This window comes from Lacticaseibacillus jixianensis, assembly GCF_003946485.1.
Taxonomy (GTDB): Bacteria; Bacillota; Bacilli; order Lactobacillales; family Lactobacillaceae; genus Lacticaseibacillus; species Lacticaseibacillus jixianensis.
In genome coordinates, this window is record NZ_RHOJ01000014.1 from 44,897 (window position 1) to 70,001 (window position 25,105).

Below are 25,105 nucleotides of genomic sequence, written 5' to 3' on the forward strand. Positions count from 1 at the left end.
TACTCGGAGGTGTACACAATGTTGAAAATGAATCTTCAGTTCTTCTCTCACCATAAGGGGGGCGGCTCGACTTCTAACGGCCGTAACTCCGCAGGTCGGCGCCTTGGCAGCAAGCGCGCTGATGGCCAATTCGTTTTGGCTGGGAACATCTTGTACCGCCAGCGCGGCACTAAGATCCACCCAGGTGTAAACGTTGGCCGTGGCGGCGACGATACGCTCTTTGCTACTGCTGATGGCGTCGTTAAGTTCGAACGCCTTGGCCGCGACAAGAAGCAAGTATCCGTTTATCCAGCAGAAGCAAAAGCTGAATAATCCAGGAGCGCTCCGGTGACGGAGCGCTTTTTTGTATGTTGTTCGGAGCGGCGCACTTAGCCCGACGGCTAGCCTAGCCTGATGCATTGCCGCTGAACTTTGGCGGCGATGCATCAGGCGTAGCTAGACGCTCGGGCGTTGCCGCTCCGAACACGATTATGCAAGGTGCAGAGACGGACGAACTTAGCGGGATGGCTAGCCTAGTTCTCGGCATTGCCGCGTTTTTCAGCGGCGAGGCCGAGAGCGTAGCTGGCCACTCCCGCGTTGTCCGTCGGCGCCTGATTATGCAAGGTGCGCAGGGTTCGCGCACCTAGGGGGACAGCCAGCCGCTACGCATGTCAGCCTGTACGCCATAAATGGCTACAGGCTGAGCATATCCCAAGGCATTGCCGGCGTTCTTTGCCGGCGAGGCCTTGGCCGTAGCTGGATGCTCCCCCGTTGCGAACCCGTAGCCCGATTACGTGCAAGGTGCGCAGGGTTCGCGCACTTAGGGGGACAGCTAGCGTAGCCTGAAGCATTACCGCTGGTTTGTAGCGGCGATGCATCAGGCGTAGCTAGATGTTCCCCCGTTGCGAACCCGTAGCCCGATTACGCGCAAGGCTTGGCCCAACTGGGCACTCGCCATCCAATTCTTGCTCTTAATCAAAGTTATTGCATTCCCAAGGAGGTCATCTCACATGTCTCGTTTAGAGAATTTGCAGGCCGCGCTGCCTGCGCTGCACGTCGACGCACTGCTGGTCACCGACCCGGTCAACGTTACTTATTTGACCGGCTTCACCGGTGATGAAAGCGCGCTTTTGGTGGCGACGGACCATGCTTGGTTCATCACCGATTCGCGTTTCACCGAGCAGGTCAAGGAGCAGGTCAAAAATGCCGAGCTGGTGCTGCACACGCACGGCTTGCTTGGCGAAGCCGGCGCCTTGGCAAAGGCCCACGGGCTCAAGACGGTCGGCTTTGAAGCTGATGTCATGACCTACGCGGCCTTTCAGACGCTGCCGGCAGAAACGACGTGGCAGGCGACGACCAACGTGGTGCCGGCGCTGCGTGAGGTCAAAGACAACGGCGAGCTGAAGCTGATCGAAAAGGCGATCCAGATCGCCGAGGCCGGCTACCAGCACGTCCTGGACACTATTCAGCCCGGCATGACGGAGCTGCAGGTGGCCACGGATTTGGACTTTTACATGCGCAAACTCGGCGCATCTGGCACCTCGTTTGAGACCATCGTGGCTTCCGGCAAGCGCGCCGCAATGCCGCACGGGGCGGCCACGACGAAGCGGATCGAAGTCGGCGACGTGATCACGCTGGACTGGGGCTGCGTTTATCAGGGCTACGTCTCGGACATCACCCGCACCTTTGCCGTCGGTGAGCCGGATGAGAAGCTCAAGGCCGTTTACAAGGTCGTCTACGACTGCAACAAGGCGACTGCGGCCATGATGGCCCCAGGCGTGCTGGGCAAAACCATCAACGGGTTCGCCCACCAATTCATTGAAGACCGCGGCTATGGCCAGTACTTCGGCCACGGCACCGGCCACGGCATTGGTCTGTCGATTCACGAAGGACCTGGCGCGTGGGGTCCATATGCGGACACCCCACAAGCAGAGGGCAACGTTGAAACGGACGAGCCCGGCATCTACATCCCGGACCTCGGCGGCGTGCGGGTCGAAGACGACCTGCTGATCACCGCCACGGGGGCCAAGTACTTGACCACGCCAGCGCCAAGCGCGCTGCTGGTCGTGCCGGTCCGCCAGTAGCTTCGCCTAAACTTTGCGGCGGGCTTGCGCCCCGGCGGCAGGGCCGCCTGACCGGCAGGCGGGCCACCGCCTAGTTACTTCAAGCGAGCGGGCGCACCCGCCTTTTCCTTGCAAGGGCTTTTGGCGATTGATATAGTTAAGGTTAGCGAAAGAGGATAGGTGGAGAATAAACATGATTTCTGTTAACGATTTTAAAAACGGTCTGACGATCGAGGTTGACGGTGACCTTTGGCGCATCGTTGAGTTCCAGCACGTTAAGCCGGGCAAGGGCTCCGCGTTTGTGCGGTCGACGCTGAAGAACCTGCGCACCGGTGCCGTTCAGGAGAAGACCTTCCGTTCAACCGAAAAAGTTGAGAAGGCCCAGATCGACACGAAAACCATGCAGTACCTGTATGCGGACGGGGACTCGTACGTCTTTATGGACACGACCACGTATGAACAGCTGACCTTGCCGGCCGAAGAGCTGCAGGACGCGCTGAAGTACATGAAGGAAAACATGGAAGTGAAGATCATGATGCACGGCAACGAAACGCTGGGCGTTGAAGTGCCGAACACCGTGGATCTGAAGGTCACCGCCACCGAACCCGGCGTGCGGGGCAACACCAGTTCTGGCGGTTCCAAGCCGGCGACGCTCGAAACCGGCCTGGTGGTTCAGGTGCCGTTTTTCATTAACGAAGGCGACGTATTGACGATCAACACGCAGGACGGGAGTTACATTTCCCGCGCGTAATCTTGAGGAGGCATTCCATGGCTGAAGAAGCGAACATCATTCTGGCAAACCGAACGGACGCGCAAGGCACGATCGAGATCGTACCCGAGGTGCTCGAAGTGATCTTAGGAATCGCGGCGGTAGCGGTGGATGGCGTCTATCAAATGCGCGGCACGATGGCCAGCACGATCAATTCTTGGTTCGGCCGCGCCAATCACGGCAAGGGCGTGAGCCTGACCGTCGACGGCAAGCGGTTGACCGCTGACGTCTACGTGTACCTTGACTACGGCGTCTCGGTGCCGAAAGTGGCCATGGCCATGCAGTCAACGCTGCGTGAACAGCTGCTGTACATGACCGACCTGACGCTGGACGAAGTGAACGTTCACGTGGTCGGCGTGGTCCCGGAAAAGGCCCCAAAGATCGATCCCAACAATTTATTTGCCGATGACCAGGACGACGAAAGCCCAGAGGACAACAACTAATGCTAGACAGACACGATACCCGGGCAGCGGCCTTTAAGGCGCTGTTCGCTTTAGCGAGCAATCCCGACGCCGACCGCGCCGACGTGTACGAAGAGGCCCTGCCGAAGGGCGAAGAAGCACCGGTGTACCTGACCACCCTGGTCGATGGCGTACTGGCCAATCAGGGCGCGCTTGACGCGCAGATCACCGAGAAGCTCAAGAAGGGCTGGACCCTGCAGCGGCTGAGCAAGCCGGATCTGATCCTGCTGCGGCTGGGCCTGTTTGAGATCCAGCACGTGGCTGACGTGCCGGACAAGGTCGCGGTCAACGAAGCACTTGAGCTGGCGAAGACGTACAGCAGTGATGCGGACGCGAAGTTTATCAACGGGATCTTGGGTCATTTTGTGCAGGCCTAACGCTAGGCTGGCTGCCGCTTTTGCGGTGGCTTTTTTAGTAAATCAATGAGAATCATGGACGGCCCTTGCGTAATCTAGGTAGAATGGTGAACGTTAAGTATGCGCCTCGGTGCAACCAAACAAGGGGGAACGACCATGACAATGATTCTTGATGGCAAGCAAACCGCAAATTCCTTGATGGCAGACCTGAAGACTGAAGTTGCCGCGATGAAGACGCGCGGCATCACGCCGGGGCTGGCGGTGGTGCTCGTCGGCGATGACCCGGCCAGTGCCATTTACGTCCGTAACAAGCAGCGCCGAGCGCAGGAGCTGGGGATCACCTCGGTGCTGCGCCGGCTGCCAAGCAGCGCGACCCAGGCCGAAGTGCTCGCCGTGGTCGAGGCGCTGAACCACGATGACACCATCGATGGCATCCTGGTGCAGTTGCCGCTGCCAGAGCAGGTCGATCCCGACGCCGTGATCGCGGCGATCGCGCCAAGCAAGGATGTCGACGGCTTTCACGCGAACAACGTCGGCCGGCTGTGGGAGAACAACCCCGGGGTGGTCGCGTCAACGCCGTACGGGATCATGGCGCTGCTCAAGCACTACGGCATCACCGTTGCCGGCAAGCGGGCGGTGATCATCGGCCGCTCCAACATTGTCGGCCGGCCCATGGCGGCGCTGCTGCTGAACGCGGACGCGACGGTGACGATGACCCACAGCAAGACGCCGGACCTGTTTGCGGTCACGCGCGAGGCGGACCTCCTGGTCGTGGCGATCGGCCGCGCCCAGTTTGTCACGGCGGAGGCCGTGAAGCCCGGGGCCGTCGTGATCGACGTGGGGATGGACCGCAACGCGGCCGGCAAACTGGTTGGCGACGTGGACTTTGACAGTGTGGCAAAAGTGGCCTCGGCGATCACGCCGGTGCCCGGCGGCGTTGGGCCAATGACCATCGCCGCGCTGATGATCCAGACGGTAGAATTAGCAAAGAGGCATCACAATGGCTGAACCTGAGTACCTGACGGTCAGTTTGCTGACCGAGTATTTACGCCGGAAATTTGACCTTGATCCGTACCTGAGCAAGGTCTATTTGGCTGGCGAAATCACGAACTTCCGCAAACGCCCTGGCCATCAGTACTTTTCTTTGAAAGATGAGCACGCGAAGATCAACGTGGTGATGTTTAAAAGCGCCTTTGCCCGGCTGAAGTTTGAGCCAAAGGAAGGCGACAAGGTCCATGTGACCGGCCGCGTCACGCTGTACCCGGCAAGCGGTCAGTACCAGATCGTCATCGAGCAGATGGCGCCTGAAGGGGTCGGCGAGCTGTACTTGGCCTACGAGCAGCTCAAAGCTAAGCTGGCGGCCGAGGGCTTGTTCGCCAAGAACCAGCGGCCGCTGCGGCAGTTTCCCAAGCGCGTCGCCGTCATCACCAGCCCCAGCGGGGCGGTGATCCAGGACATCATGACCACCGTGGCCCGCCGCTACCCGATCCTACAGATCGTGCTGTTTCCCGCGCAGGTCCAAGGCGACCAGGCCGCGGCGACGATCGTCACGCAGCTGCGCCGGGTCAAAGCAATGGGCGACTTTGATGCGTTGATCATCGGCCGCGGCGGCGGCTCGATCGAAGACCTGTGGCCGTTCAACGAGGAAAGCGTCGCGCGCGCGTTGGCCGACATGCCGATGCCGATCGTCAGCTCGGTCGGCCATGAAACCGACACGACGATCACTGATTTCGTCGCCGATCAGCGCGCGGCCACGCCGACCGCGGCGGCCGAACTGGTGACGCCCGTGCCGCTGACGGATGGCATCACCCGGATCCAGGAGGACCAGCTGCGGATCCGGCAGGCGATGATCACCCGCATCCAGGCGGCTCAAGACCGGCTGGCGCGCGCAACCAACAGCGTCGTCTTGACCCAGCCGACGCGGCTGTACGACCAGTACCTGCAGCAGGTCGACCAGCTAACGACGCGGCTGCAAGGCGCGGCGCAGACGCAGATCATCGCGCTGCACCAGCGAGTCAAACTGGCGCAGACCAGCTTGAACCCGCGCCAGCTGGCCGTGCGGCTGGCCAACACCCAGCAGACGGTGGCCAATGACTTAAGGCGCCTGCAAAGGGCCGCGGCCGCGGTCGTGGCGGCCAAGCGCCAGGCGTTCACGCTGGCCAATGAGGCGCTGGATCACCTGGGGCCCGATCAGATCCTCGGCCGCGGGTACAGCTACGTCACCGGGCCGCGCGGCAAGGCGCTCACGCGGGTGAAGGATTTCACTCCCGGGGCCAAGGCGCTGATCCACGTTGAAGACGGCATCGTGCCGGTAGTCGTAGAAGAAAGGAAGCATTCCAATGGCGGAAGCAAGTGAACCAACTTTTGAAGAGAAACTCCAGCAGCTGGAAACCATCGTCAGCCAGCTCGAGCAGGGCCAAGTGCCGCTTGAAGAGGCGCTGAAGCAGTACAAGGCGGGCATTAAGCTCTCCTCCGAGCTGGAGGCGACCCTGAAGAACGCCGAGCAGACGGTGACGCAGATGGTCAAAGCCGACGGCACCGTCGCCGACTTTGACCCCAAGGCGAACGCACATGCTTGAAGAGACGGCGCGGTGGTTAGAGCCGGTGCAGCACACGCTGGACCGGTATTTGGCCACGGTTGAAAATGCGCACCTGCGCGCCGCGATGACCTATTCGGTCGACGCCGGGGGCAAGCGGCTGCGGCCGCTGCTGCTGCTGGCGACCGTGACGACCTTTGGCGGCGACGGTGAGCGGGCCCTGCCGGCGGCCGCGGCGCTGGAGCTGGTCCACACGTATTCCCTGATCCACGACGACCTGCCGGCGATGGACAACGATGACCTGCGGCGCGGCAAGCCCACCAGCCACAAGCAGTTCGATGAGGCTACGGCGATCCTCGCCGGCGACGCCTTGCAAAGCGCGGGCTTTGAGCTGCTGGCCCAAACCCAGACGCCGCCGGCCACTCTGGTCACGCTAGTCCAGTTGTTCGCCCGGGCGATTGGGCCATTCGGGATGGTGGCAGGGCAGGTGATGGACATGGACGCCCAGGGAAAGCCGCTCACTTTGCCGCAGCTGCAGCAGCTGCAGGCGGGGAAGACCGGGGCGCTGCTGACGGCGGCCGCCGATATGGGCGCTCAGCTTGCAGGGGCCATGCCTGCAGACGCACGTGCGGTGCACGACTTTGCCGCGGCGTTCGGCCGGGCCTTTCAGATCCAAGACGACATCAACGACGTGACGGAAACCGCCGCCCAGCTTGGCAAGACCCCGAATAAGGACGTGGCGGAAGGCAAAGCGACCTACCCAAGCTTGCTGGGGCTGGCAGGCGCGCAAGAAGCCCTGCGCGCCGCGGTCAATTCGGCGCGCCAGGCCGTGGCGAAGGTCAGTGTGCCGGCGCCGCAGCTGCTGGCACTGTTAGATTATTTTAGGGAGAGCAAATGAGCAAAGAGCGAGTGGATGTGCTGCTAGTTTCGCAGGGGCTGTTTGAGTCCCGCGAGCAGGCCAAGCGGGCCGTGATGGCCGGTGAGGTGTTTGACCAAAACAATGAGCGCCAGGACAAGCCGGGCGTTAAGATCCCCAGCGATTCCGTGCTGCGTGTGAAGGGCAAGAAAATGCCCTACGTCAGCCGCGGCGGGCTGAAGCTGGCCAAGGCGCTGAAGGTTTTTGACCTGGACCTGAACGGGCTCACGGCGCTTGACATCGGTTCGTCCACCGGCGGCTTCACCGACGTGGCGCTGCACAACGGCGCCAAGCTGGTGTACGCGCTGGACGTGGGCACCAACCAGCTGGCCTGGAAGATTCGCGAGGACCCGCGGGTGGTCGTGATGGAGCAGACCAATTTCCGCTACAGCAAGCCGGAAGACTTCACGCAGGGCGCCGTCGAGTTTGCCATGACCGACGTGTCGTTCATTTCGCTCAAGCTGATCCTGCCGCCGCTGCACGCGATCCTGCAGCCGGGCGCACACGCCGTCGCCCTGATCAAGCCGCAGTTTGAGGCGGGCCGCGAGCATGTCGGCAAGAAGGGCATCGTCCGCGACCCGGCGGTCCACCAGGCGGTGCTGCAGACCATTGTCGATTTTGCACTTGCGGCCGGCTACAACGTGCTGGGGCTAGACTTCAGCCCCATCACCGGTGGGGAAGGCAACATCGAATTTTTGATCCACTTACAAAACGCCGCGGCGCCGGGCACGAAGGCACCAGACGTCGACGTGGCCCAGACCCTGGCCGCGGCCTATACTGAGCTGCGGCCCGGCCATTAGTGAATATCTATTCATTTGTTTGCACACTTTATGCATGATGCTCTATAATTGAGGGCGAAAGCGGGTGAGCAGATGCAAAAAAGTGAACGTCAAGCTCAGATCCGGGCGTTAGTCGAAAGCACGCCGATTGAGCGGCAAGGCGACTTCGTGGCGGCCCTGGCCGCGCGCGGCATTGCGGTGACGCAGGCCACGATCTCGCGGGACATCAAGGATATGCAGCTGGTCAAGGTGCCAATGACCAATGGGCATTATCGGTACTCGCTGCCCCCAGAACGGCAGCTTGCCCCCCTGGACAAACTGCGCCGCACGCTTCAGGCGGCCTACCTGCGCGGGGATGTCATGGATCAGTTTGTTTACCTCGTGATGTCGCCCGGCACTGCGCCAGCGGTCGGCAACCTGATCGAGCAGCTGATGGATCCGCGCATTTTTGCGACGATCGCCGGCGATGCGTCGATCCTCCTGGTTTGCCGCGGTGGGGCGGAGGCGAAGGCCGTCCTTAAAATGCTGGATGAAATGGTGTGAGCAAATGCTGCAAGAATTAGTGATTCATGATTTTGCCATCATTGAAGACCTGGAGCTGAGCTTTGCGGCCGGGATGACCACGCTAACCGGGGAGACCGGGGCCGGCAAGTCGATCATCATCGACGCGGTCGGCCTGCTTGCCGGCAGCCGCGGCTCTGCGGATTTCGTGCGCACCGGCGCGACGAAAGCGACGCTGCAAGGCCTGTTTGACGCGACGTCCAACCCGCGCACGCCGGCGGTCATGGCCAAGTTCGGCCTGGCCCCGGACGACGGGATGGTGCTGCTTCAGCGCGAGCTTTACGCCACGGGCCGCAACCTCTGCCGCGTCAACGGGGTGCTGGTCAACACGGCGACGCTGCGCGAGATCGGCGAGACGCTGGTCGATATTCACGGCCAAAACGAGCACCAGCAGCTGGTGCACCCCGAAACGCACCTGGGCCTGCTTGACCAGTTTGCCGGGGCGAAGGTGCAGACCGTGCTTGCCGCTTACCAGACGCAGTACGCGGCCTTTCAAAAGGACCAAACGGCACTGGCCAAAAAGCACCAAAACGAGCGGGAATGGGCGCAGCGCCTTGACATGCTCAAGTTTCAGGTCAACGAGATCCAAACGGCCCAGCTCAAGCCGACGGAAGAAGACGAGCTGATCGCCGAGCGCGACCGCCTGGCGAATTTTCAGCGGATCTCCGACGCCTTGACGCAAAGCTACGAGCTGCTGACCGAATCCGAGGTCAGTCCGCTGGATCAGATCGGTGAGATCATGGGTAACCTGCAAAGCATTGCGGACCTGGATCCGGCCTACACCAAGCTGGCCGATGCGATCCAGTCCGTCTACTACGGCCTGCAGGACGTTCAGGGCGACCTGTCCCGGCAAGTGGACCTGCTCGAATACGACGACGGCCGCCTGGACGAAGTCGAAAAGCGCCTGGAGTTGATCTCCCAGCTTGAGCGCAAGTACGGCGTCGACCTGCCCGCCGTCATTGCCTACGGGGCCAAGGCCGAAGCCGAGCTGGATTCGATGACCGCCACCGACGCCGACGAGGAGGGCCTAGAAAAGCGCGTGGCCACCGAGCATCAGGCGCTGCTCAAGCTGGGCGCCCAGCTGCGCACGGCGCGCAAGCACGCGGCAGGGCAGCTGGTGGACGCAATCCATGGCCAGCTCAAGGCGCTTTATATGGAGAAAACGGTGTTCTCGGTGCGCTTCAGCCAGCTGCCGGCGGAGACGCTGCGGCCAGACGGTATCGACAGCGTCGAGTTCTACATTCAGACCAATCCCGGCGAGGCGGCCAAGCCGCTCGCGAAGATCGCCAGTGGCGGCGAGTTGTCGCGGATCATGCTGGCGCTGAAGACGATTTTTGCCGAAACCGACGGCGTGACCGCCATTATCTTCGATGAAGTCGACACCGGCGTCTCCGGGCGGGTCGCTCAGGCCATCGCCAACAAGATCTCGGCGATCGCCCGGCACTCCCAGGTGCTGTGCATCAGCCACTTGCCGCAGGTCGCCGCGATATCCGACCACGAGTTTCTGATTCAAAAGCGCGTGGCGGCTGGGCGGACGACCACCAGCGTGACTAAGCTGGACCACGCCGGGCGGGTGCAGGAGATCGCGCGGATGCTGGCCGGCGAAGAGGTCACCAAACTCTCGGTGGCGCACGCCGAGGAGATGCTCAAGCTCGCGGCTGCGGCCAAGCAGAAATAGCAGGGGCCACCTGGCCAGGAAGCTGAGACAGCTTGCGTAATCGGGCTTGGGGTTCGCAACGCGGGAGTGGCTAGCTACGGTTGCAGCTTCACTCGCTTTGCGAGCAAAGCCGCAACCTAGGCTACCCATCCCGCTAAGTGCGCGAACCCTACGCACCTTGGCGTAATCAGGCTTTGGGTTCGCAACGCGGAAGTGGCTAGCTACGGTCGCAGCTTCACTCGCTTTGCGAGCAAAGCCGCAACCTAGGCTACCCATCCTGCTAAGTGCGCGAACCCGCCGCACCTTCATAATCGGGCTTTGGGTTCGCAACGCGGGAGTGGCTAGCTACGCCCCAAGCCTCGCCGCCAAAGTACGGCGGCAATACTTGGGGCTAGGCTAGCCATCCCGCTAAGTACGCGAACCCTACGCACCTTGATACAAAAACAGCAGCGCCGCCTCTGGTGAAAGAGGCGGCGCTGCTGACGTTAGGAGTTAGGCCCGCTGCAGGTACGTGACTTGGCTCAAGTCAACGACACGGTAGAGGTTACTGCGGTATGCTTGAAGTAAGTACCGGGACCCGGTCAGGCGCCGGGTGAGGTGGCCGACCAGCGGCGCTTCCTCGCCCTGGAAGTTCAGGGCGACGCGGTAGTGCCGGGAGAACGCTTGTGCTGCGAAGCGCTGCACCTGGGATGCTGGCATCACTTTGGCCGGCTCGTTCAGGTCAAAAAATTCACGTGTGGTCTTCATAAGGCCGCGGGTCACTGACTGTAATGCACTCGTTTTATTTTCCATAATGGCGCCTCCGAACACTCGTTCTATTTGATGACTTCATTATGCAAACAATTGTTCGGAAAGTCAATCGATTTAGCAAAAAAGTTTTCGCGAAAGGGGAAATGTTGATGGCATTGGGATTAGTGCTTGGCGGTGGGGGTTCCCGTGGGGCGTTTCAGGCGGGGGCGCTGGCGGCCCTGGCGGCGGCAAACGTGCAGCCCGCCTTCGTGCTTGGCACGTCGATCGGTGCGATCAACGCGCTGGCAACGACCAAGCTGGCGCCGGCAGAGCTCGTCCAGTGGTGGCTGACCAAGATCCCGCGCAACATGTTCTGGCAGCGCCAAGGGGAGGTGCCGTACGCCAATTTGCTGCGGGAGCTGATCGCCCGGCCCAAGCTTCGGCCCTGGCCGGTGCTCGCCCTGACGGCGGCGTTGCCTGGGCTGCACGAACACGTTGTGGAGCTCACCAGCAAAACGCCGGCCGCGCAGCTGCAGTGGCTGCTGGCGACGTCGGCGATCCCCTACGTCTACCCCAAGGTCAACATCAATGGGGTGCATTACGTCGATGGCGGCGTCGTCAATGACATGCCAATCGACATCGCCAAGGACCTTGGCGCCACGCACATTGTCAGCATTGGCGCCGGTGGCCTTGGCCCCACGCCGAAAGTGACGGCCCGGCTGCACCTCGACGTGCCGAGCTGGGCGCCGAATATTTTGGACTTTCGGCAGAAACCGCGGCCAAGGCTGCTCTTGGCCGGGTGGCAAATGGCCCAAAAGATGATCAAAAGCCCTGAATTTCAGGCGCTCCAGGCCAAGGAGCCTTGATATTTCACAAGGCAAAAGGCATAATGTTTTTAACACGACAACGAAAGAGGTTAAATCATGCATGAACGGGGAATGCTGATCGTCTTGTCAGGACCTAGTGGGGTCGGCAAGGGAACGGTCCGGCAGGCCATGCTCGCTGATGATTTTCGCGACTTCCAGTACTCAGTCTCAATGACAACAAGGAAGCCGCGCCCAGGCGAACAAGACGGGGTCGATTATTACTTCCGTACCAAAGAACAGTTCGAGGCTGACATTGCCGCCGGCCAGATGCTCGAATACGCCAAGTACGTTGACCACTATTACGGCACCCCGCTGAAGTATGTGAATCAGACGCTCGACAGTGGCCGTGATGTGCTGCTGGAGATCGAGGTCAAGGGTGCCATGCAGGTGCGCGCCAAATGTCCGGACGGGGTGTTCATCTTCCTCACGCCGCCTGACCTGATGGAGCTCAAGCACCGTCTGATCGGCCGCGGCACGGATTCGGCCGACGTGATCAACAAGCGGATCAAGCAGGCCGCCGAAGAAATTAAAATGATGGAAAACTACGATTACGCCGTGGTCAACGACGAGGTGCCCAAGGCGGTGAAGCGCATCGAGCGCATCATCGAAAGCGAGCACTTGCGCGTCCCGCGCGTTATCGATAAGTACCGGAATATGGTAAACTAGTCAGAGTGCGAAGCCGGCCGTACTTAGCCCGACAGCTAGCCTAGGTAGTGGCATTGCCGGCGCACTTAGCCGGCGAGGCCACTGCCGTAGCTAGATGCTCGGGCGCTGGCTGGCGCAGCACGTTTAGGAGAGTGGCGAAGCCGGCCGTACTTAGCCGCCGCCACACACCCGCACTGTGGGGCCATGCCCCGACACGATTAAGGAGAAGATAAACATGATCATTTACCCATCGATCGATACCCTGTTGAACCGGGTCCCGTCCCGTTATTCACTGGCGGTGCTGGCTGCTAAGCGGGCGCACGAACTGGAGCAGGGCGGCATCAAGATGCTGCCAGAGTACAGGTCCTTGAAGAAGGTCGGCCAGGCGCTTGAAGAAATTGCCGCCGGCGACATCATCATCGACCCGGATTCCAAGCTCTTGGAGCGGGATGCGGAAAAGCTCGACCACAAAGAAGGCTAATGAAAAAGACGCTGATGTAGCGTCTTTTTTTATAAGGTGCAGAGGGGTCGCGCTTTTAGGGGGACAGGCAGCGTAGCTTAAGCCATTGTCGGTGGACTTTGCCGACGAGGGCTTAAGCGTAGCTGCATGCTCCCCCGTTGCGACCCCGGCGCCCGATTAGATAAGGTGCAGAGGGGTCGACGTTCTTAGCCCGACGATCAGCCGCTACGCATGTCAGCCTATACGCCGCAAGCGGCTACAGGCTGATCATAGCATCCGGCATTGCCGCTGGGCTTTAGCGGCGAGGCCGGGTGCGTAGCTAGCCACTCCCGCGTTGCGACCCCGCCGCCCGATTCCCGATTAGAGAAGGTGCAGAAGCTCGCCGCTCTTAGCCCGCCGCCCCATTCCGGTCGTCGTCACTTCTCCGCCCACGACATCTAAAATTGCCGCTGCCTCCTCGCCCTTGCCGCGCGGGGAGGCGTCTTTCTGCTGATTGAGCAGAGCCAACTACTGCTTGGGTAATGTTTGCTATAATGGAAAACGAAATGGGGGATGCATGATGGCAAAGAACATCGGCGTGTTTGTCACCGGCGGGATCGCGGCGTACAAGACGCCCAACATCGTCCGGCTGCTGATCAAAGCCGGGTATGACGCGCGCGTGGCCATGACAGCTTCGGCGGGCCATTTTGTCACGGCGGAAACGCTGGCCACCGTCAGCAAGCATGCGGTGCTGACTGACGCCAGCGAGTTTGCCGCCCCCGAACACGTGGCCCACGTGGCGCTCGCCCACTGGATGGACGTGGCGCTGGTGGTCCCGGCCACCGCGAACACCCTGGCCAAAATGGCGTTCGGCCTGGCCGACAACGTGGTCACCACGACCCTGTTGGCGTTCAACGGCCTGACGCTGGTGGTGCCCGCCATGAACGATCAGATGTGGGCCAACCCGCAGACGCAGGCCAACGTCGCGCACCTGCGCGCGCGCGGTGTGCGGGTGCTGGAGCCGGCGGTGGGCTTTTTGGCTGAGGGTTACAGCGCCAAGGGTCGGATGCCGGCCGAGGCCGTCGTGGCGCTTTTCGTGCAGACGGCGACCAGCGACCAGTTTCTGGCTGGCTGCAAGGTGGTCGTGACGGCCGGGGGCACCCGCGAGCGCCTGGATCCCGTGCGCTACCTCACCAACGACTCTTCAGGCAAAATGGGGACGGCGCTGGCCAACGTGGCGGCGGCCGCGGGCGCCCAGGTGACGCTGGTGACGACCGCCGCCCAACCGGTGCTGCCGGCAGTCCAGCAGGTCGCCGTGGCCTCCGCTGCGGAGATGAAAGCCGCAGTCGAGGCGCACTTTGCCGCGGCCGACATCGTGATCATGGCGGCGGCGGTGGCCGATTATCGCCCCGCGCAAGCCGCTGACCACAAGCTGAAGAAAACCGGCGAGGCCGGCATGACGCTCCCCTTGGTGCAGAATCCCGACATATTAAAGGCGCTGGGCGCGGCCAAGACGCACCAGTTCGTGGCCGGGTTTGCCGCTGAAACGGATCACGTGCTGGCCAACGCGGCCGCCAAGCTGGCGCGCAAGCACGTTGACCTGCTGATCGCCAACCAAGTCGGAGCAGGCCGCGGCTTTAACGCGGATGACAACGAGGTCGTGCTGCTGTGGCCGGACCGCGCGCCCCAACCGTTGGCCCGCGCCTCGAAGCTGACGCTGGCTTCGCAGATTCTGCGGCAGATCCAGGAGGTGCGCGGATGACGGTCGCTAAAGTGATTGTCGACGTCCCGACCATGCAGACGGACCGGCCGTTTGACTACGCGATCCCGCCGGCGCTTTCGGACCGGATCCAGCCGGGCATGCGCGTGTGGGTCCAGTTTGGGCAGGGCAAGCGCGAAGTCTCCGGCATGGTGGTGGCCTTAGCCGACCATGCGGATTATGCCGGTGAGCTGAAGCCCGTGATCGCCGCTTTGGATTACGCGCCGGTGATGAACCAGGAGACGCTGGCCTTGTCCCACTGGCTGGCGCAGACCACTTACGCGTTTTGGATCACCTGCATTCAGACCATGCTGCCGGCGATGCTCAAGGTCGACACGATCAAAAGCGTCACGCTGGGTAGCGCCCCGACGCCGGAAGCCAAGGCACTGCTGGACGGCCAGGAGCGTCTGGTGCTGGACAGCCACACGGACCCGGCCGTTTCGGCGCGGGTCATGCGGCTGATCGACCAGCAGGCGTTGACGCTGCATTACGCGCGCAAGGACCGGGCGAAGGTCAAAACCGAGCAGGTCATCGTCCCCCTGAAAACGGCGGCCGAGTATGCCGCACTGCGCGAAACGGTGCGCGCTAACGCGACCAAGCAGCTGCAGCTGATCACCGCACTGCGGACCTGGGTCAACGCCCACCAGACGCCGGTGTTGGCCCAGGCGGTCAAGGCCGGCGACGTGGACCGGGCGGCAACCACTGCGGCGGCCAAGAAGGGCTGGCTGAAGCTGGTGGCCCGCGAGGTCTACCGCGCCCCGTACGACGAGCTGGACCACGGTGAGCGGACGCAGCCGCTGACGCTGACCGCGGACCAGGCCAAGGTCGTTCGCACCGTCAACTCGGCCGTGCAGGCCAAACAGCCGACGACCTTTTTGCTGGAAGGCGTCACGGGGTCGGGCAAGACCGAGGTTTACCTGCAGGTCATCGCCGCGGCCCTGAAAATGGGCCGCAACGCGATGATGCTGGTGCCCGAGATCGCGCTGACGCCGCAGATGGTCCACCGCGTGAAGGGCCGGTTTGGCCGAGAGGTGGCCGTCATGCACTCCGGGCTTTCGGAAGGCGAGAAGTTCGACGAGTGGCGCCGCATTCAGCGCGGCGAGGCCCAGGTGGTGGTCGGGGCGCGCTCGGCGGCGTTTGCGCCGCTGACCAACATCGGCGTTTTCATCATTGACGAGGAGCACGAGACGTCGTACAAGCAGGACGACGCGCCGCGCTACCACGCGCGCGACGTGGTGCTGCACCGCGCGCAGACGTTCGGCGCGCCCGTCGTGCTGGGGTCGGCCACGCCGAGCCTGGAATCCCGCGCCCGGGCCGAAAAAGGCGTGTATACTTTGCTGAAGCTGCCGCACCGGATCAACCAGCAGCCGCTGCCCCAGGTGCACGTGATCGACATGCGCGAGGCCTACAAGCAGGGCGGCAAGGACGACTTTTCTAAGGATCTGCTGGACGCCTTGCAGACTCGGCTGGACCGGCGCGAGCAAAGCGTGCTGCTGCTGAACAAGCGCGGTTTTTCCAGCTTCGTGATGTGCCGGGAGTGCGGCTACCGCGTGCAGTGCCCGAACTGCGACATCAGCTTGACCCTGCACATGGACACGCGCACGCTGCGCTGCCATTACTGCGGCCACGAGGAGGCGATCCCGACCGTCTGCCCAAGCTGCGGGTCGCGCAGGATCCGCTACTACGGCACGGGCACCGAGAAGGTCGAGGCGAGCCTGCACCAGCTGCTTCCCATGGCCCGGGTGCTGCGCATGGACGTCGACACGACGCGGCGCAAGGGCGGCCACGAGAAGATCCTGGCCGCGTTTGGCGCGCACGAAGCCGACATTTTGCTGGGCACGCAGATGATCGCGAAGGGCCTGGACTTTCCCGATGTCACCCTGGTCGGCGTGATCAACGCCGACACGGGGCTGGGGATGCCGGACTTTCGCGCCAGCGAGCGGACCTTTGATCTGCTGACGCAGGTGTCCGGCCGTGCCGGGCGCGCGGAGAAACCGGGGGAGGTCTTCATTCAGACCTTCAACCCGGACCATTACGCGATCCAGTACGCGAAGCTTCAGGATTACGAGGGCTTTTTCCGCCAGGAGATGGCGATCCGCCACCGCGCCGACTACCCGCCGTATTACTTCACCACCAAGGTCACCGTCAGCCACCAGCAGGAAGCGGCGGCGGCGAAGCTGATCTACCAGCTGGCCAAGCAGCTGCAAGATCAGCTGTCGCCCAAGGCCATCGTGCTGGGGCCGACGCCCGGGCCGATCGCCCGGCTGAAGAACCGCTACCTTTATCAGCTGGTGATCAAGTACAAGCAAGAACCGCGGCTCGCCCAGACGTTGACCCAGATCCTGGATGAGACGCAGGTCGGGACGCGCAATGGCTACTTTGTCGGCATCGACAAGGAGCCGCTCACGTTCATTTAAGGAGAGATCAATGACTAGTGTAATTTTCATGGGCACACCGCAGTTTGCCGTGCCGATCTTAGAAGCCGTCGCCAAGGACTATCAGGTGCTGGCCGTCTTCACGCAGCCGGACCGGCCGGTGGGGCGCAAGCAGCAGCTGGCGCAGTCGCCGGTCAAGCAGACCGCCCTGAAACTGGGGATCAAGGTCCTGCAGCCGGAAAAGCTTTCCGGCAGCCCGGAGCTCGCCGAAGCGATCGCGCTGGCACCGGATCTGATCATCACCGCCGCGTACGGCCAGTTTTTGCCGACCAAGTTCTTGAACGCGGCGAAGATCACGGCCGTCAACGTGCACGGCTCGCTTTTGCCGAAGTACCGCGGCGGCGCGCCGATCCAGTACAGTATCATCAACGGCGACGCGGAGACCGGCGTGACCTTGATCCAGATGGTCAAGAAGATGGACGCCGGCGGCATGTGGGCGCAGGCGGCACTGCCGCTGACCCGCGCCGACGACACCGGCACCGTGTTTGCCAAGCTCAGCCTGATGGGCCGCGACCTGTTAATGGCGCACCTGCCGAGCATCATCGCCGGCGCGCAGCCAACGCCGCAAGATGAGGAGCAAGTGAAGTTCTCACCGACCATCAGCAAGGACCAGGAACACCTGGCCATCACACTGCCGGCAGCCAAGCTTGACAACTGGGTCCGCGCGCTGCGGCCCGCAGTCGGCGGCTGGGTGACGCTGCTGGGCGAGCGGGTGAAGCTCTGGGCGATCACGCCGCTTGACGGCACCACGCAGCAGGCGCCAGGCACGGTCGTTGAGCGCACCAAAAAACGCCTCGTCGTGGCGGCCGGCAGCGGCACCACGTTTGCCATTAACGAGCTGCAGCCGGCGGGCAAGGGCAAACAACCCATTGCCGCGTTTTTGAACGGCGCCGGCCGCAGCATTAAAGAAGGAGACCAAATCATTGCCGAAGACTGATCCGCGCACCCTGGCTGTTAAGATCCTGACGCGCGTTGCCACTCAGGGCAGCTACGCCAACTTGGCCCTAGACGCCGAGCTGAAGAAGAACCAACTGGAAGACCGTGACGCGGCGCTGGCCACCAACCTGGTTTACGGCGTGATTCAGCATGGGCTGACGCTGGACTACTACCTGAAGCCCTTCGTGAAGGACCGCAAGCTGGACCCGTGGGTGCACGCCTTGCTGCAAACGGCGGTTTATCAGCTGGTTTACCTCGACCGCATCCCGGCCCGTGCCATTTTCAACGAATCGACCAAGATCGCCAAGAAAATGGGCAACCTGGGCGTCGGCCAGTACGTGACGGCGATCCTGCGCAACCTACAGCGCAGCGAGGTGCCGGACCTGACCAAGCTCACGCCGCCTGCCAAGCGCCTTTCAATCACTTACAGTGTGCCTGAATGGCTGGCGGCCAAGCTTGCGGACCAGCTCGGCGAGGCGAAAACCGAGGCGATCTTCAAGACGATCAACCAGCCGGCGGCCGCGTCGCTGCGGGTCAACACGACCAAGACCACGCCGCAAGCGCTGGCCAAGGCGCTGGCCCCCGAATTTCCCAGCATTCGCGAAAGCGCGCTGACGCCGGTGGGGCTGGTCGCAGACGGCGGTTTTCTCGCCGGCACGAAGGCCTTTGCCGAGGGCCAGTACACGATCCAGGACGAAAGCTCGATGCTGGTGGCGCCAAGCCTTGACCTGCAGCCAGGCAGCCGCGTGCTGGATGCCTGCGCGGCGCCGGGCGGCAAGACCACCCACATCGCGCAGTCTCTGGATCCGGCCCAAGGCGGCGCGGTCGTGGCGCTGGATCTGCATCCCCACAAGGTGCGCCTGATCGAGCAGAACGCCAAGCGGCTGGGCCTGGCCGACCGGGTGCACGCGCAGGCGATGGACGCCCGCGAGGCCGGGGACCATTTTGACGCGGCGAGTTTCGACCGCATCCTGGTCGATGCGCCGTGCTCCGGGCTGGGGCTGATGCGCCGCAAGCCGGAGGTCCGCTACACCAAGCGGCCGGCGGACCTGACGCAGCTGCCGACGATCCAGCTGGCGATCCTGAACGCGGTGGCGCCTTTACTAAAAGTGAATGGACGCTTGACCTATAGTACGTGTACCATGGTAGAAGAGGAAAATCAGGGCGTGGTCCGCCAGTTCTTGGCGGCGCACCCTGACTTTGAGCAGGTGGCCGTCCCGGTCGATCAGCCGTTGGCGTTTGCCCACGGGGCCCCGGCGCTTCAGCTCTTTCCAGACGATTACGGCACGGACGGCTTTTTCATCGCCAGCTTCGTGCGAAAGTAGGACACAGTATGGAATACACCTATCGCACTGACATCGGCCGCAAGCGGCCAAATAATGAGGACTACGTGGGGCTGTTCGCCAACCACGCCGGCGTCACGCTGGCCATCGTCGCCGACGGGATGGGCGGCCATCTGGGCGGCGACGTGGCCTCCGAGATGGCGGTGTCGCACCTCGGCCACGCCTTTGAAGCCACCGCGAACACCGACGTGGAGAAGATCGTGCGGTGGCTCATCTTTGAGCTGCAGCAGGAGAACACGGTGATCCTGGAAAAGGCGCAGCGCTACGCCGACCTGATGGGGATGGGCACCACCTTGGTGGCGGTCATCATTTCGGGGTCGCGCTTTGTGGTCGCCAACATCGGCGACTCGCGCGCCTACCTGTACCGCAACGGCCACCTGATCCAGATCACCGAGGACCACTCGCTGGTCAACGAGCTGGTGCGCCGCGGCGAGCTGACCCGGCAAGAGGCGGAGAAGTTCCCGCAGCGCAACGTCATCACCCGCAGCCTCGGGGTCTCCGAGGACGTGGACGCCGATGTCACCATCTACGATATGGAATACGACGACTACTTGCTACTGTGTTCGGACGGCCTGACCAAGCAGGTCGCGGACGAAGAGCTCGCTGCGGTGATCGGCGGCGACCTGCCGCTTGGGGCCAAGGCCCAGCAACTGATTGACCTGGCAAACGAGGCGGGCGGGCCGGATAACATCTCGGCGTTGATCATTCATCAGGATTGGAGGGAGCAAGCGTGATCGAACCTGGCTACATTTTAAATGAGCGCTACAAGCTGCTGAAGACCCTGGGCGAAGGCGGGATGGCCAACGTCTATTTGGCGCACGACCTGATCTTGGACCGCGACGTGGCGGTGAAAGTCTTGCGGCTTGACCTGCAAAACGATCCGGACACCAAGCGCCGCTTCCAGCGCGAGGCGATGGCGACCACTGAGCTGGTCCACCCGAACATCGTGTCGATCTACGACGTCGGCGAAAGCAACGACCAGCAGTACCTGGTCATGGAGTACGTGCGCGGCTCGGACCTCAAGAAGTACATCGTCGAGCACTTCCCGATCCCGTACCAGCGGGTCGTCGACATCATGGCGCAGATCCTGGCCGGCATTCAAGTCGCCCATGATCACAACATCATCCACCGGGACCTCAAGCCGCAAAACATCATGATTGACCAGGACGGCAACGCCAAGATCACCGATTTCGGGATCGCCGTGGCGCTGTCGGACAATTCGATGACCCAGACCAACTCGCTGCTGGGGTCGGTGCACTACCTGAGCCCGGAGCAGGCCCGCGGCAGCATGCCGACCAAGCAAAGCGACATCTACGCGCTTGGCATCATTTTATTTGAGATGCTCACGGGGACGGTGCCGTTCGAAGGCGATTCGGCGGTGTCGATCGCGCTCAAGCACTTCCAGGAGGACATGCCCAGCGTGCGCGACTTTGACCCGCGCATTCCCCAGGCCCTGGAGAACGTGGTGCTGAAGGCCACGGCCAAGGACCCGGCCAGCCGCTACACGTCGGCCGCGGCCATGGCCGCCGACCTGAAGACCGCGCTGTCGCCGGCCCGCGCGCACGAGGAGAAGTTCGTGCCCGAGGCTAACGACCTGGATGAGACCAAGGTCGTGCCGGTGGTGGGCAGCCCTGCGCCGCAGCCGGTGCACGCCGCGGCCCAAGCCGTTGTCCCAGAGAAAAAGGCGACCCCGGCCGCCGCAACGCGGCCGAAGAAGCCGGCCAAGAAGGGTTGGAAAAAGTACTGGCCGTTCCTGCTGGGCGGCGTGATCGTCGCCGGCATCATTTTGTTCGTCGTGCTGGCGCTCACCGGTGGCAGCAAGGACGCCACGGTTCCGAACCTCGCGGGGATGAGCCGCACCCAGGCCGAATCGGCGCTCGAAGCGGCCAACTTGGAGCTGGGCAAGGAGACCAAGCAGGCGTCCAGCAAGGTGACCAAGGACAAGGTCATCGACTCCGATCCGGGGGCCGGCGACAGCGTCAAGGCCGGGAGCAGCGTCGACATCGTGATCAGCACCGGCGCCAAGAAGTACACCATTGGCGATTACGTCGGGGATGACTACGCCACCATCAAGGCGCGCCTGGAAAAGGCGGGCTTTACCGTCAAGCGCAAGCGCAAGGCCAGCGCCACCGTCGAGTCCGGGGTCATCATGGCCCAGAGCATGGACGAAGGGACCAAGGTCGTGCCGGCCAACCGCACCATCACGCTGACCGTGTCCAGTGGCACAGAGACCGTTTCGATGCCGGACTTTTCCGGGCAGACCGAGGCGCAAGTGACCGCCTGGGCCAGCGCGCACGGCATGGTCCTGAAGATCGAGACCGCGTACAACGACACCGTGCCGTCCGGCCAGCTTCTGTCGCAGGATCCGCAGGCCGGCAGCGACCTGCACAAGGGGGACACGATGACCATGACCTTCTCGAAGGGGAAGGATCCGGCCAGCTCCTCGTCGTCCAGTGACACGACCAAGACGGTGACGCGCACCATCAAGCTCGCGTACAACGCCGATGCCGCCTCCAGCAGCACTGATTCCAGCACCAGCGAGCCCGCGCAGATCACCATTTACCTGCAAGACAGCAGCCACAAGCTCGCCGACGTGTACAAGACCATGACGATCACGGCCGACCAGACGATCACCCTGACCTTCACGCTGAAGAACGGCGACACCGGGGCCTACAAGATCGAAAATAACGGCAGTGTCGTTCAGTCGGAGGACAACATCAGTGACAACTAATGATCGATCAGGAGAGAAAACGGGCCGGATCATCCGGCAGGTCAGCGGTTTTTACGACGTTGCCGTGGGCCAAACCGTCTACCGCACCCGCGGCCGCGGCAACCTGCGCAACCAGAAGATCTCCCCGCTCGTGGGGGACTTCGCCGAGTTTGCCCCGGGCGTCGGCGCCGACGACGAAGGGTATTTGCTGCGGCTGAAGCCCCGGCAAAACGCCCTGGTCCGCCCGCCGGTGGCCAACATTGACCAGGCCATCCTGGTCGTGGCGGCCGCCGAGCCGGACTTTTCGCTGAACCTGCTGGACCGCTTCCTCGTTTACCTGGAAGGCAAGCAGATCCACGCGGAGATCTACCTGACGAAAACCGACCTGGTCGCGCCCGCGCGGCTGCAGGAGATCCAGGCGGCCCTCGCCGGCTACGAGGCGATCGGCTATCGGACCTTCGCCAGCGTGCCACCGTTTGCTTCGGCCACGCTGGCTGATGTGCGTGCTTCTTTTGCGGACAAGCTGACCATCTTCACCGGCCAGACCGGGGCGGGCAAGTCGACCCTGATCAATCACCTGGTGCCGGGGCTAGCCCTGGCGACCGGGGAGATCTCTAAGGCGCTGAACCGCGGCAAGCACACGACCCGCACCACCGAGCTGTTCATTGCCGACGGCGGTCTCGTCGCCGACACGCCGGGCTTCTCCTCGCTCGGCCTGCTTGACGTGACGCTGGATGAGCTGCGCGACCGCTTCCCCGAGTTCGTTGACGCGGCGGGCGGCTGCAAGTTCCGCTCCTGTCAGCACGTCAAGGAGCCGGGCTGCGCGGTCAAGGCCGAAGTTGCAGCCGGCACGATCATGCAAACCCGCTACGATGACTACCTGCAGTTTCGCGCCGAACTGGCGGGCCAGCGGCCGGTGTACCTGAAGAAGTAGAAGGGAGTTTGCCTAGTAATGAAAATTGCACCTTCGATATTAAGCGCAGATTTTGCCCACCTGGCCCGCGACATTCAAACCGTTCAGCAGGGCGGCGCGGATCTGCTCCACATTGACGTGATGGACGGGCATTTCGTGCCGAACCTCACCTTCGGCCCGGCGGTGGTTGCCGCCATTCGGCCGGTGACCTCGCTGCCGCTGGACGTCCACATGATGGTCGATGATCCGGAGGCTTGGATCCCGGCCTTTGCCAAGGCCGGCGCGGACACGCTGCTGGTGCACGTCGAGGCGACCCCGCACATCTACCGCGCGCTCCAGCTGATTCAAGAACACGGCGTTAAGGCCGGCGTCGTCGTCAACCCCGGCACCAGCCTCAGCGCCATTGAAGAGGTGCTGCCGCTGGTTGACCAGGTGCTGGTCATGACCGTTAACCCCGGTTTTGGCGGGCAGGCCTTCCTGCCGGCGATGGCCCAAAAGGTCGCGCAGTTGGCCCGGTGGCGGTCCGAGCGAGGCCTGGCCTTCAAAATAGAGGTCGACGGCGGCATCACCGATCAGACCATTGGCACTGTGGCCGCGGCGGGCGCCGACATTTTCGTCGCCGGTTCCTACGTCTTTGCCAAAGGGGATTCGCCGGCCAAGCAGATGGCTAAGCTCCGGGCGGCGGGCCAATGACGGCTTATCGGTTAATGGTGGGCGGCCCGGTGAGCTTGCTGCCGCAGGGATGGTCGCAGCTTGCTGGTCCGTGGGTCGGCGTCGACCGCGGCACGTTGCACCTGCTGGCTGCCGGCATCACGCCCGCGTTTGCGGTGGGCGACTTCGACTCGCTGACCCCAGCGGAGTTTGCGCGGGTGCAGGCCCAGGTGCCGGAGCTGCACACCGCCAAGCCCGAAAAGGACGAGACGGATACTGAAATGGCCGTGCGGCTGGCCTTTAAGGCGGGCGCCGAACGCGTGCAGTTGATCGGCGCGACCGGGGGCCGGCTGGATCATTTGCTGGCCAACTTGTTTCTGCCGACGCAGCTGCGCTTTCAGCCGTATGCCGAGCGCATCGAGCTGCTGGACGGTCAAAACCTGGTGCGGTTCTTCCGCGCCGGCGAGCACGAGCTGACGGCAGATGCGACGTACCCGTATCTGGGCATCGTGCCGCTGACGGCAATCGAGAAGCTGACCATTGCCGGGGCCAAGTACCCGCTGCACGAGTGGTCCAGCATGACGCCTTTTTCCTGGGCGTCTAATGAGTTTCTGGGCACCAAGCCGGTGACCATCCGCTGGCAGTCCGGCATCGTGGCGGTGGTTTACAGCCGCGATCGCAACGGGCAGAAGCAGGACAACTGAAGGCCGGGCGCAGCCATTATTTAATTTGTATTTAGCAACTGATATACTGGGGTCAGAAAATGTTGGGGTTTATGGAGGAACGGCATGGGCGCAATTATCCATTTCTTTCAGGTGCCACTATATCGTGAGCTGAGCGTCGCGGCACTGATCATCCTGCTGATCATCGTGTACTATTTCCGTTACCTGCACTTCGCCCGGCTGCCAGACACCCGGCTCCACCGGCGCTGGCTGGATAAGCTGATCCACGGGACGCGGCGGGTCATGATCGTGTTCGCCGTGGCGCTCGTGGGGCTGGTCGTGTACGATCGCCTGATCATGCCGCGGATGAGTACCAGCGCCACGGCTTCGGCCACCAGCAGCAAGCGCGCCCCGGCTGACCGCACCAAGAAGAAGGCCGCCCCAAAGGCCAGCGCCAAAAAGCAGGCCGCCTCAAGCAGCGGCGAGGTGATCGACGCCACTGAGCACCCGCTGAGCAGCCAGCAGTACCATGACCTCCTCGTCGTCGAGAACTACTACAAGAAGAACGCGACCGATGAGAACGCAGCGGAAGCGTATCGCTACCGCGGCCAAGCCACAGGCAACGCAGGCGTCAAGGTGACCGAGATCGGCGGCTATCAAAAACTGGGGAGCAAGAAGTTGAAACTGACGCATCTTTACTGGGTCTACCCCAGCGGTCAGTTCGACGTTCATCAATAGTGATCTGAAACCACACTGCCTGGTGTGGTTTTTTCGTTATTGGAAGGGTGTACACAGCCCGGTTTTGTGGGAAAGCGGTCATCTTTACCAATTATTTTCTATTTTAATTAATACAAGATTCTAACCCGCGTTTTAGAATCAAGTTAGCCACTATCGTCGCCGAGCGGAAAAAATAAAAACACCAAGTCGATACGACCTGTT

26 protein-coding genes are annotated in these 25,105 nt (G+C 62.5%); 25 read left to right on the forward strand and 1 reads right to left on the reverse strand.

All coding sequences use genetic code 11. The features are described from left to right. The first annotated feature begins 18 nt into the window (after window positions 1–18). From rpmA to recN, 12 genes are all read left to right on the forward strand, one after another. The gene (gene rpmA / locus EKM85_RS07035; protein WP_054663471.1) at window positions 19–312 is read left to right on the forward strand and encodes a 50S ribosomal protein L27; all 294 of its coding nucleotides are present in this window, start codon (window positions 19–21) and stop codon (window positions 310–312) included. Window positions 313–989: 677 nt separating this feature from the next. Next, on the forward strand, window positions 990–2,063 hold the full coding sequence (locus EKM85_RS07040) for a M24 family metallopeptidase (RefSeq protein ID WP_125585564.1): 1,074 nt from the start codon (window positions 990–992) through the stop codon (window positions 2,061–2,063). Between the two features lie 172 nt (window positions 2,064–2,235). Then, a complete protein-coding gene (efp, locus tag EKM85_RS07045) occupies window positions 2,236–2,793 on the forward strand; it encodes an elongation factor P (RefSeq protein ID WP_125585565.1) in 558 nt (185 codons plus the stop codon). 17 nt (window positions 2,794–2,810) lie between these two features. Then, the gene (locus EKM85_RS07050) at window positions 2,811–3,254 is read left to right on the forward strand and encodes an Asp23/Gls24 family envelope stress response protein (RefSeq protein ID WP_125585566.1); all 444 of its coding nucleotides are present in this window, start codon (window positions 2,811–2,813) and stop codon (window positions 3,252–3,254) included. Continuing rightward, window positions 3,254–3,649 (forward strand): transcription antitermination factor NusB, encoded by a 396-nt coding sequence (gene nusB, locus EKM85_RS07055; RefSeq protein ID WP_125585567.1) that lies wholly within the window; start codon window positions 3,254–3,256, stop codon window positions 3,647–3,649. The genes EKM85_RS07050 and nusB overlap by 1 nt, the downstream gene beginning before the upstream one ends. 135 nt (window positions 3,650–3,784) lie before the next feature. Beyond that, window positions 3,785–4,636 (forward strand): bifunctional methylenetetrahydrofolate dehydrogenase/methenyltetrahydrofolate cyclohydrolase FolD, encoded by an 852-nt coding sequence (folD, locus tag EKM85_RS07060; RefSeq protein ID WP_125585568.1) that lies wholly within the window; start codon window positions 3,785–3,787, stop codon window positions 4,634–4,636. Further along, complete coding sequence (gene xseA, locus EKM85_RS07065) at window positions 4,629–5,984, forward strand: exodeoxyribonuclease VII large subunit (protein WP_125585569.1); 1,356 nt, start codon at window positions 4,629–4,631, stop codon at window positions 5,982–5,984. The genes folD and xseA overlap by 8 nt, the downstream gene beginning before the upstream one ends. Continuing rightward, window positions 5,968–6,207 carry an exodeoxyribonuclease VII small subunit gene (locus tag EKM85_RS07070; RefSeq protein ID WP_125585570.1) on the forward strand — a complete coding sequence of 80 codons (240 nt, stop codon included), beginning with the start codon at window positions 5,968–5,970 and terminating at the stop codon, window positions 6,205–6,207. The genes xseA and EKM85_RS07070 overlap by 17 nt, the downstream gene beginning before the upstream one ends. Beyond that, on the forward strand, window positions 6,200–7,063 hold the full coding sequence (locus EKM85_RS07075; protein ID WP_125585571.1) for a polyprenyl synthetase family protein: 864 nt from the start codon (window positions 6,200–6,202) through the stop codon (window positions 7,061–7,063). Before EKM85_RS07070 ends, EKM85_RS07075 begins: the two co-directional genes overlap by 8 nt. After that, window positions 7,060–7,881, forward strand: a complete 822-nt coding sequence (locus tag EKM85_RS07080) for a TlyA family RNA methyltransferase (protein WP_125585572.1) — start codon at window positions 7,060–7,062, stop codon at window positions 7,879–7,881. The genes EKM85_RS07075 and EKM85_RS07080 overlap by 4 nt, the downstream gene beginning before the upstream one ends. A gap of 72 nt (window positions 7,882–7,953) precedes the next feature. Further along, window positions 7,954–8,403, forward strand: coding sequence for an arginine repressor (locus EKM85_RS07085; RefSeq protein WP_125585573.1), 450 nt, complete (start codon window positions 7,954–7,956; stop codon window positions 8,401–8,403). Between the two features lie 4 nt (window positions 8,404–8,407). Continuing rightward, window positions 8,408–10,099 carry a DNA repair protein RecN gene (gene recN, locus EKM85_RS07090; protein ID WP_125585574.1) on the forward strand — a complete coding sequence of 564 codons (1,692 nt, stop codon included), beginning with the start codon at window positions 8,408–8,410 and terminating at the stop codon, window positions 10,097–10,099. A 471-nt stretch (window positions 10,100–10,570) separates the two neighbouring features. Here recN and EKM85_RS07095 read toward each other — a convergent pair whose 3' ends face one another. Beyond that, window positions 10,571–10,870 carry a hypothetical protein gene (locus tag EKM85_RS07095; RefSeq protein ID WP_125585575.1) on the reverse strand — a complete coding sequence of 100 codons (300 nt, stop codon included), beginning with the start codon at window positions 10,868–10,870 and terminating at the stop codon, window positions 10,571–10,573. A 107-nt stretch (window positions 10,871–10,977) separates the two neighbouring features. On the opposite strand from EKM85_RS07095, the gene EKM85_RS07100 reads away from it, so the two are divergent. The 13 genes from EKM85_RS07100 to EKM85_RS07160 all read left to right on the forward strand — a co-directional run bounded on the left by EKM85_RS07100 (window position 10,978) and on the right by EKM85_RS07160 (window position 24,904). After that, entirely contained in the window at window positions 10,978–11,673 is a 696-nt protein-coding gene (locus EKM85_RS07100) for a patatin-like phospholipase family protein (RefSeq protein ID WP_164510703.1), read from the forward strand. A gap of 57 nt (window positions 11,674–11,730) precedes the next feature. Further along, window positions 11,731–12,339 (forward strand): guanylate kinase, encoded by a 609-nt coding sequence (gene gmk, locus EKM85_RS07105; protein ID WP_125585577.1) that lies wholly within the window; start codon window positions 11,731–11,733, stop codon window positions 12,337–12,339. A gap of 214 nt (window positions 12,340–12,553) precedes the next feature. Then, complete coding sequence (rpoZ, locus tag EKM85_RS07110; protein ID WP_125585578.1) at window positions 12,554–12,799, forward strand: DNA-directed RNA polymerase subunit omega; 246 nt, start codon at window positions 12,554–12,556, stop codon at window positions 12,797–12,799. Between the two features lie 535 nt (window positions 12,800–13,334). Beyond that, window positions 13,335–14,519 carry a bifunctional phosphopantothenoylcysteine decarboxylase/phosphopantothenate--cysteine ligase CoaBC gene (gene coaBC, locus EKM85_RS07115; RefSeq protein ID WP_125585579.1) on the forward strand — a complete coding sequence of 395 codons (1,185 nt, stop codon included), beginning with the start codon at window positions 13,335–13,337 and terminating at the stop codon, window positions 14,517–14,519. Continuing rightward, complete coding sequence (gene priA / locus EKM85_RS07120) at window positions 14,516–16,933, forward strand: primosomal protein N' (protein WP_125585580.1); 2,418 nt, start codon at window positions 14,516–14,518, stop codon at window positions 16,931–16,933. The genes coaBC and priA overlap by 4 nt, the downstream gene beginning before the upstream one ends. Window positions 16,934–16,943: 10 nt before the next feature. Beyond that, on the forward strand, window positions 16,944–17,888 hold the full coding sequence (gene fmt, locus EKM85_RS07125; protein WP_125585581.1) for a methionyl-tRNA formyltransferase: 945 nt from the start codon (window positions 16,944–16,946) through the stop codon (window positions 17,886–17,888). Then, window positions 17,875–19,212, forward strand: a complete 1,338-nt coding sequence (rsmB, locus tag EKM85_RS07130) for a 16S rRNA (cytosine(967)-C(5))-methyltransferase RsmB (protein WP_125585582.1) — start codon at window positions 17,875–17,877, stop codon at window positions 19,210–19,212. Before fmt ends, rsmB begins: the two co-directional genes overlap by 14 nt. Before the next feature lie 8 nt (window positions 19,213–19,220). Beyond that, window positions 19,221–19,964 carry a Stp1/IreP family PP2C-type Ser/Thr phosphatase gene (locus EKM85_RS07135; protein ID WP_125585583.1) on the forward strand — a complete coding sequence of 248 codons (744 nt, stop codon included), beginning with the start codon at window positions 19,221–19,223 and terminating at the stop codon, window positions 19,962–19,964. Continuing rightward, the gene (gene pknB, locus EKM85_RS07140) at window positions 19,961–21,961 is read left to right on the forward strand and encodes a Stk1 family PASTA domain-containing Ser/Thr kinase (protein ID WP_125585584.1); all 2,001 of its coding nucleotides are present in this window, start codon (window positions 19,961–19,963) and stop codon (window positions 21,959–21,961) included. Before EKM85_RS07135 ends, pknB begins: the two co-directional genes overlap by 4 nt. Then, on the forward strand, window positions 21,951–22,874 hold the full coding sequence (rsgA, locus tag EKM85_RS07145) for a ribosome small subunit-dependent GTPase A (protein WP_125585585.1): 924 nt from the start codon (window positions 21,951–21,953) through the stop codon (window positions 22,872–22,874). Before pknB ends, rsgA begins: the two co-directional genes overlap by 11 nt. 18 nt (window positions 22,875–22,892) lie before the next feature. Next, window positions 22,893–23,546 carry a ribulose-phosphate 3-epimerase gene (gene rpe / locus EKM85_RS07150; protein WP_125585586.1) on the forward strand — a complete coding sequence of 218 codons (654 nt, stop codon included), beginning with the start codon at window positions 22,893–22,895 and terminating at the stop codon, window positions 23,544–23,546. Continuing rightward, window positions 23,543–24,208 (forward strand): thiamine diphosphokinase, encoded by a 666-nt coding sequence (locus EKM85_RS07155; protein ID WP_125585587.1) that lies wholly within the window; start codon window positions 23,543–23,545, stop codon window positions 24,206–24,208. The genes rpe and EKM85_RS07155 overlap by 4 nt, the downstream gene beginning before the upstream one ends. An 84-nt stretch (window positions 24,209–24,292) precedes the next feature. Next, entirely contained in the window at window positions 24,293–24,904 is a 612-nt protein-coding gene (locus EKM85_RS07160; RefSeq protein ID WP_125585588.1) for a hypothetical protein, read from the forward strand. The last annotated feature ends 201 nt before the right edge of the window (window positions 24,905–25,105 follow it).

What these genes read in the sequence shown, in the direction of transcription:
- rpmA (WP_054663471.1), top strand. Translation starts at nt 19, where the DNA reads ATGTTGAAAATGAATCTTCAGTTCTTCTCTCACCATAAGGGGGGCGGC.
- EKM85_RS07040 (WP_125585564.1), top strand. Translation starts at nt 990, where the DNA reads ATGTCTCGTTTAGAGAATTTGCAGGCCGCGCTGCCTGCGCTGCACGTC.
- efp (WP_125585565.1), top strand. Translation starts at nt 2,236, where the DNA reads ATGATTTCTGTTAACGATTTTAAAAACGGTCTGACGATCGAGGTTGAC.
- EKM85_RS07050 (WP_125585566.1), top strand. Translation starts at nt 2,811, where the DNA reads ATGGCTGAAGAAGCGAACATCATTCTGGCAAACCGAACGGACGCGCAA.
- nusB (WP_125585567.1), top strand. Translation starts at nt 3,254, where the DNA reads ATGCTAGACAGACACGATACCCGGGCAGCGGCCTTTAAGGCGCTGTTC.
- folD (WP_125585568.1), top strand. Translation starts at nt 3,785, where the DNA reads ATGACAATGATTCTTGATGGCAAGCAAACCGCAAATTCCTTGATGGCA.
- xseA (WP_125585569.1), top strand. Translation starts at nt 4,629, where the DNA reads ATGGCTGAACCTGAGTACCTGACGGTCAGTTTGCTGACCGAGTATTTA.
- EKM85_RS07070 (WP_125585570.1), top strand. Translation starts at nt 5,968, where the DNA reads ATGGCGGAAGCAAGTGAACCAACTTTTGAAGAGAAACTCCAGCAGCTG.
- EKM85_RS07075 (WP_125585571.1), top strand. Translation starts at nt 6,200, where the DNA reads ATGCTTGAAGAGACGGCGCGGTGGTTAGAGCCGGTGCAGCACACGCTG.
- EKM85_RS07080 (WP_125585572.1), top strand. Translation starts at nt 7,060, where the DNA reads ATGAGCAAAGAGCGAGTGGATGTGCTGCTAGTTTCGCAGGGGCTGTTT.
- EKM85_RS07085 (WP_125585573.1), top strand. Translation starts at nt 7,954, where the DNA reads ATGCAAAAAAGTGAACGTCAAGCTCAGATCCGGGCGTTAGTCGAAAGC.
- recN (WP_125585574.1), top strand. Translation starts at nt 8,408, where the DNA reads ATGCTGCAAGAATTAGTGATTCATGATTTTGCCATCATTGAAGACCTG.
- EKM85_RS07095 (WP_125585575.1), bottom strand. Translation starts at nt 10,870, where the DNA reads ATGGAAAATAAAACGAGTGCATTACAGTCAGTGACCCGCGGCCTTATG.
- EKM85_RS07100 (WP_164510703.1), top strand. Translation starts at nt 10,978, where the DNA reads ATGGCATTGGGATTAGTGCTTGGCGGTGGGGGTTCCCGTGGGGCGTTT.
- gmk (WP_125585577.1), top strand. Translation starts at nt 11,731, where the DNA reads ATGCATGAACGGGGAATGCTGATCGTCTTGTCAGGACCTAGTGGGGTC.
- rpoZ (WP_125585578.1), top strand. Translation starts at nt 12,554, where the DNA reads ATGATCATTTACCCATCGATCGATACCCTGTTGAACCGGGTCCCGTCC.
- coaBC (WP_125585579.1), top strand. Translation starts at nt 13,335, where the DNA reads ATGATGGCAAAGAACATCGGCGTGTTTGTCACCGGCGGGATCGCGGCG.
- priA (WP_125585580.1), top strand. Translation starts at nt 14,516, where the DNA reads ATGACGGTCGCTAAAGTGATTGTCGACGTCCCGACCATGCAGACGGAC.
- fmt (WP_125585581.1), top strand. Translation starts at nt 16,944, where the DNA reads ATGACTAGTGTAATTTTCATGGGCACACCGCAGTTTGCCGTGCCGATC.
- EKM85_RS07135 (WP_125585583.1), top strand. Translation starts at nt 19,221, where the DNA reads ATGGAATACACCTATCGCACTGACATCGGCCGCAAGCGGCCAAATAAT.
- rpe (WP_125585586.1), top strand. Translation starts at nt 22,893, where the DNA reads ATGAAAATTGCACCTTCGATATTAAGCGCAGATTTTGCCCACCTGGCC.
- EKM85_RS07155 (WP_125585587.1), top strand. Translation starts at nt 23,543, where the DNA reads ATGACGGCTTATCGGTTAATGGTGGGCGGCCCGGTGAGCTTGCTGCCG.
- EKM85_RS07160 (WP_125585588.1), top strand. Translation starts at nt 24,293, where the DNA reads ATGGGCGCAATTATCCATTTCTTTCAGGTGCCACTATATCGTGAGCTG.